The sequence below is a fragment of the Vibrio anguillarum genome (assembly GCF_003390515.1).
Lineage (GTDB): Bacteria > Pseudomonadota > Gammaproteobacteria > Enterobacterales > Vibrionaceae > Vibrio > Vibrio anguillarum.
The window spans coordinates 3065018-3071590 of sequence record NZ_CP031479.1; the positions used below are offsets into that span (position 1 = coordinate 3065018).

General features: G+C 43.1%; 6 protein-coding genes. All 6 read left to right on the forward strand.

Going from position 1 to position 6573, the window contains the following annotated elements:
* Positions 1-18: 18 nt before the first annotated feature.
* Positions 19-675 carry a TIGR04219 family outer membrane beta-barrel protein gene (locus DD616_RS16815; RefSeq protein ID WP_019282801.1) on the forward strand — a complete coding sequence of 219 codons (657 nt, stop codon included), beginning with the start codon at positions 19-21 and terminating at the stop codon, positions 673-675.
* 166 nt (positions 676-841) lie between these two features.
* The gene (locus DD616_RS16820; protein WP_038149123.1) at positions 842-1072 is read left to right on the forward strand and encodes a hypothetical protein; all 231 of its coding nucleotides are present in this window, start codon (positions 842-844) and stop codon (positions 1070-1072) included.
* 96 nt (positions 1073-1168) lie between these two features.
* Positions 1169-3022, forward strand: coding sequence for an assimilatory sulfite reductase (NADPH) flavoprotein subunit (locus tag DD616_RS16825; RefSeq protein WP_208871949.1), 1854 nt, complete (start codon positions 1169-1171; stop codon positions 3020-3022).
* Positions 3022-4755: an assimilatory sulfite reductase (NADPH) hemoprotein subunit gene (cysI, locus tag DD616_RS16830; protein WP_208871950.1), complete on the forward strand. Its 1734-nt coding sequence runs from the start codon at positions 3022-3024 to the stop codon at positions 4753-4755. The genes DD616_RS16825 and cysI overlap by 1 nt, the downstream gene beginning before the upstream one ends.
* Positions 4748-5500 (forward strand): phosphoadenylyl-sulfate reductase, encoded by a 753-nt coding sequence (locus DD616_RS16835; protein WP_088731539.1) that lies wholly within the window; start codon positions 4748-4750, stop codon positions 5498-5500. The genes cysI and DD616_RS16835 overlap by 8 nt, the downstream gene beginning before the upstream one ends.
* A 511-nt stretch (positions 5501-6011) precedes the next feature.
* Positions 6012-6476: a GNAT family N-acetyltransferase gene (locus tag DD616_RS16840; protein WP_208871951.1), complete on the forward strand. Its 465-nt coding sequence runs from the start codon at positions 6012-6014 to the stop codon at positions 6474-6476.
* The last annotated feature ends 97 nt before the right edge of the window (positions 6477-6573 follow it).

Below are 6573 nucleotides of genomic sequence, written 5' to 3' on the forward strand. Positions count from 1 at the left end.
AATAGGGAGCAATTAGGGATGAATAAACCAATTTGGTTAGCGTTGGTCAGTGTGGCAATGATGATGTCAACCGCATCGGTTCAAGCAGAATCATTTTATCGTGGAGAAGTTGGTGCTGACATGTGGTGGGGCAGCACTAAAATCGACAATACTCGTCGTGATGATGTGAAGACACCTTCAATCCACGTTGCTTTTGAGCATCAGCTACCTTATTTGCCCAATGCGAGTATTCGTTATACAACGCTTGAGGCGGATTATGCATCCTTTGATAAGTACGACTATACCTTGTATTACAATCTGTTAGAGCGACAGTTAATGTCGTTCGATGCGGGTGTTACATTCACTCAATATAGTGGTTCTCAGTATCAAGCACCAGATAGCTTGAAGTACAGTTTTGATAAGACGACTTTTAACTGGTATGCCTATGCCACAATTAAAATTCCCAATACCCAAGTTGATGTGATTGGGCAGTTTGATTTTGGTGATAGTGGCGGAATTAAAAGCGCAGATGTACTAGCGGGTTTGCAGTATTCCATACCTATTCGTGCTGGCAATGTCGCATTGCGTGGCGGCTATCGTGTGATTGATCTTGAATTCACCGAACTTGACCCAAAGACGAAAAACTCATTTGTCTTTGTTGATGGTTGGTTCTTGGGGGCTGAATTTCAATTTTAAGTATCGATTCGATACTTACGCGCTAAATGCACTTTCCATAAAACGCTACCTCTACAAGGTGGCGTTTTTTATAACTGATAATTATATTATTGCGCAATTTCTTAGCAGAATAAGCAAAATGTACCATGCTTAATTCACGAGTGGATAATGTGAAAATGGTGTGGTGATGACGATTACCGAGTTAAGGGACTTGTATCGTGAGAACAAGCTTATCGAAGCCATTATTGAACCTTCTTTCCAAGAAGGGCATTGGATAGTCGAGTTTCGGCATTGCCGTGGTGGGTTCGTGCTATTAACCGATTCTCAGGGTGACGAATGCCAGTATACCGATCTGGATCTTGCCTCTAAATCGGCTATGGAGGTGGGTTTTAAGCAAGTTCGAGTCGAGTCTAAATGAGAGAATTAAGCGTAATGCCTACTTCCAAAAAGTTATAAAACATACTTATCTATTCTTTCTTGTTATTAAAGAGAGTGGTTAATCTATTGTCACGCAATGAATAGGGAAGTCGTGACCATGTCTTCAGGAAATACCATACCCCAAGAGCTAGCCAGTTTAGCTAGCCCACTCAATGACGCGCAACTGAACGGATTGCAGCGTACTATTTCAGAACTTTCCCCGCAGCAGCTTGCTTGGGTTAGCGGATATTTTTGGGGCCTCAGTCAGTCTCAAGCATCAAGTATTTCTACTTCCAGCTCACAAGCAGCCACTTTAGTATCAATGGAGCCTGCGACTCAATTAACCATTATTTTCGCTTCTCAAACAGGCAATGCAAAAGGCCTTGCTGAAGGATTGGAAAGAGAAGCTCAGGCTGCCGGTATCGCGGTTCAATTATTCGATGCGAGTGATTACAAAGGCAAAGATCTTGCGAAAGAAACGCATGTTATTTTTGTTGCATCGACCAATGGCGAGGGCGAAGCCCCTGACAATGCATTAGCGCTGCATGAATTTTTACAATCCAAGAAAGCGCCGAAATTACCTCACTTGCAATATGGTGTGATTGGTTTAGGTGACTCCAGTTATGAATTTTTCTGCCAAACGGGTAAAGATTTTGATGCATTTTTAGAGCAGCTTGGTGCCAAACGTTTTATTGAACGAGTGGATTGCGACGTTGATTACGAACATCAAGCCGCCGAGTGGAAAGCCAAAGCATTAGCAGTGGTAAAAGAAGCTTTTGCAAGTACGCCTGCGCAAGTTGTGCAATTACCCGTGAGTCAAACCACGAGTCATCTATCTCAATACAATAAGCAAAATCCTTACAGTGCGACTTTACTGACGAGTCAAAAAATTACTGGGCGAGATTCAGGAAAAGAGGTGCACCACATTGAAATTGACTTGGGTGAGTCAGGTATAACGTATCAGTCTGGGGATGCGCTTGGAGTATGGTATGAAAACGATACAGAGTTAGTCAATGCCGTGTTATCTGCGACTGGGCTATCGGGTGTCGAAAGTGTTGAGGTCGATGGCGAAAGTTTATCCATCCATAGTGCTTTAATGCATAAATATGAAATTACGGCTGCAAATCCTCAGATGGTGACCAAGTTTGCTGAGTTATCTGGTTGTACGAAACTGCTTGAGTTGGTGGAGGATAAAGAGAAGCTCAGATTGTATGCGAGCCATCATCAACTGATTGATGTACTGCGAGAGAAGCAAACTAAACTGACGGCCCAAGCGCTACTCTCTTTATTACGTCGTTTAACGCCGCGTCTTTATTCTATCGCATCAAGTCAAAGCGAAGTTGAAGATGAAGTGCATCTTACCGTCAGCATTGTTCAGTATACACACCAAGATGAGCACCGTTTTGGGGGAGCGTCCAGTTACCTTGGCCAGCGCTTAGAAGAGGGCGACAAGGTAAAGGTTTTCATTGAACACAATAATAATTTCAAACTACCGCAAGATGATAATGTGCCTATTATCATGATTGGTCCTGGCACCGGAATTGCACCATTTCGTAGCTTTATTCAAGAGCGTGATAACCGTGAAGCAAAAGGAAAAAACTGGCTGTTTTTTGGTGATCGTACATTTACTCAAGATTTTCTCTATCAAGTTGAGTGGCAAAAATATCTGAAATCCGGTGTGCTGAGTCGTCTAGATGTGGCGTTTAGCCGTGATCAGCATGAGAAAGTCTACGTTCAGCATCGATTACTTGAACAATCCGAACTGGTCTGGCAATGGATTCAAAACGGTGCGTATCTTTATGTCTGTGGTGATGCAACGCACATGGCGAAAGATGTGCATGATGCACTAATTGTTATTGCACAGCAGCAAGGTGGGTTATCACGTGAACAGGCAGAGACATATATCAACGATCTGCGCAAAGCAAAACGTTATCAAAGGGATGTTTACTAATGAGCACCAAACAACAATCTAATCATCGAGAAGTATTAGGACAAGAGCTAGGCCCATTGTCAGATAACGAGCGCTTGAAACGTGAAAGTCACTTTTTACGTGGGACGATCGAGCAAGATCTGCAAGATCACATCACAGGTGGCTTTAGTGCTGACAACTTTCAGTTGATTCGCTTTCATGGCATGTATCAACAAGACGATCGCGATATTCGTAACGAACGTGCAAAACAAAAGTTAGAACCTCTGCACAATGTGATGTTACGTGCGCGCATGCCTGGCGGGATCATCACACCGAAACAATGGCTAGCGATAGATAAATTTGCAACTGAGCACAGCCTATATGGCAGCATTCGTTTAACCACTCGCCAAACCTTTCAGTTTCACGGGGTATTGAAGCCTAACATTAAATTGATGCATCAAACGTTAAACAGCATTGGTATTGATTCGATTGCCACAGCGGGTGATGTGAACCGTAACGTACTGTGTACGTCCAATCCTGTGGAGTCTGAACTGCATCAGGAAGCTTACGAATGGGCGAAGAATATTTCGGAGCATCTGTTACCTAAAACGCGCGCTTATGCCGAAATTTGGTTGGATGGTGAAAAACTAGAAACTACAGATGAAGAGCCGATTTTAGGTAATAACTACTTACCGCGTAAGTTCAAAACGACAGTGGTTATTCCGCCCCAAAACGATGTGGATGTACATGCCAACGATTTAAACTTTGTTGCGATTGCCGAACAAGGCCGGTTAGTTGGTTTTAATGTGCTGGTGGGTGGCGGCCTAGCCATGACGCACGGTGATACTTCTACTTACCCGCGTCGTGCTGATGATTTCGGATTTATTCCTTTGGATAAAACCTTAGAAGTCGCCGCCGCTGTGGTTACGACTCAGCGTGATTGGGGAAACCGGTCTAATCGTAAAAATGCAAAAACTAAATACACACTCGATAGAGTGGGCGTCGATGTGTTCAAAGCCGAAGTTGAAAAGCGTGCTGGTATTGAGTTTGCGGTCAGCCGCCCTTACGAGCTCACAGAACGTGGTGATCGGATTGGGTGGATTGAAGGCATCGATGGTAAGCATCATTTAACACTTTTCATCGAAAATGGTCGTTTACTCGATTTCCCTGATAAACCGCTAAAGAGTGGTGTGGCAGAAATTGCTAAAATCCACCAAGGTGATTTTCGTATGACGGCCAATCAAAACCTCATCGTAGCGGGAGTACCTGCTGTACAAAAAGCTACGATTGAGCAGATTGCGCGTCAGCATGGTTTGATCAATGACAATGTGAGTGAGCAACGTAAAAATTCGATGGCGTGCGTCTCTTTCCCTACGTGCCCATTAGCTATGGCTGAAGCGGAACGTTTCCTCCCTCAATTTGTAACGGATGTAGAGACGATTCTACAAAAACATGCGTTACCTGAAGAAGAAAACATTATCTTACGTGTCACAGGTTGTCCGAACGGATGTGGCCGAGCCATGTTGGCTGAAATTGGTTTAGTTGGTAAAGCTCCCGGTCGCTACAACCTACATCTTGGCGGCAATAGAGCGGGCACTCGTGTGCCTAAAATGTATAAAGAAAACATTACCGATGTACAAATTCTTCAAGAAATTGATGAGTTGGTAGGACGCTGGGCTAGCGAGCGTCTCGAAGGAGAAGGATTTGGTGATTTCACAATCCGTGCAGGAATTATCGAAGAGGTGATCATCTCTAAGAGAGATTTCTATGCTTGAAGTACCAGTAGTTCCTAAATTGTCCGAGTTATTGGCGCTAACTAAAGTAGAGCAAACGTTACGCCTTGCCCCATTAAATGCTTATCTCGAAACGTTAACAGCGCAGCAGCGAGTGATGTGGGCGATTGAGAATCTAGAAAGAACCCATGCGCTTTCTTCTAGCTTTGGCATTCAAGCCGCATTGATGCTGCATCTGGTTTCTAGCGTAAAAAGCGATATACCAGTGGTATTGACGGATACGGGCTATTTGTTTCCTGAAACATATCAATTTATTGACCAGCTCACGGATCACCTGAATCTCAATCTGCATATCTTCAGCGCTACGATAAGTCCATCATGGCAGGAGGCGCGTTACGGTAAACTTTGGGAACAAGGCGTTACTGGCATTGAACAATACAATCACCTTAATAAAGTAGAACCGATGCGAAGAGCGTTAGATGAACTAGATATTGGTACTTGGTTTTCTGGCCTACGCCGAGAGCAATCAGAATCGCGGGCGACATTACCTATTTTAGCGATTCAAAATGGTGTGTTTAAATTCCTACCTGTGATTGATTGGACAAATAAAGATGTACATTATTATCTGCAAGAAAATCACCTGCCGTATCATCCATTGTGGGAGCAAGGTTACCTTTCAGTTGGTGACACTCATACCACTCGTAAATGGGAACCGGGAATGAATGAAGAAGAAACGCGTTTCTTCGGCTTAAAAAGAGAGTGTGGTCTTCATGAAGAGAATAACTAAGGAGATGATGCAGGTATTTAATCTTCTATATAGTGTAAAAAAGAAATGAGTGAAACGGAAAAAGCGTCTGAAGGCGCTTTTTCTACGTTTGAAAAGATAAAAATTACAGCTAATGTGCATAACTCTGTGGGTAACGTGTTTACTTGATCTTAGTAAAATTGAATAAATAAGGCTTTGAGCAGTAATTTGGTGATTAAGCGCTATTTTTGCAATTTTTATAAAATAACGCTTGCCAACGTGACGGCGATCTCTATAATGCGACCTCACTGACACGGCACAGCTAGTAAGGGTTCAAGCCCAATTAGCCAGCCAATCAGTAGGTCAAATCGGTAAGACGAAATAATGTAAAAAAGTGTTTGACACTTTCCATTATCTCGCTAGAATGGCCCCCTCTTCAAAGGAAGCCTCGGCAACCCAGAGAAGAACGCTCTTTAACAATATAAACCTATCAAACTGTGTGGGCACTCGTTGCCCCTTAGCCGGGCGTTAGCTGAATATTGGTACAAGTAGTATGATCAAAATTAGAAAATACGAAGAATCTGACGCAAGTGGGTTGTGGGAGCTTTTTTATCATACGGTTCGTAACGTGAATCGACGAGACTATTCCCAAGAGCAAGTTGAGGCTTGGGCGCCAGATAATTTCGACTGCGAGATATGGAAGAATAAACTAAACGCTATTTCACCTTTTATTGCAGAAATAGAGGGTGTCATTGTTGGTTATGCTGACCTTCAAGAAAGTGGTTTAATCGATCATTTCTTTTGTCATCATGACTACCAAGGCAAAGGCGTTGCTCGTTGTCTTATGGAGCACGTTTTTAAAGTTGGTACATCTCGTGGCATTACCAAGTATTATTCTGAGGTCAGCATTACAGCTCGACCTTTCTACGAAAAATTTGGTTTTAAGGTTGTAAAAGAGCAATCGATAGAAGTTCGGGGCCAAAAACTGCAGAACTTTGTTATGGAAAAATTCAGCTAACAAACAATTTAAGAGGGATTCCCAACGCTTGGCATTTTTTCTTCTACTTCACTTTTAGTGGTTACGGTGTAATGCTTTAGGTTGGGTGGTAGCGTTG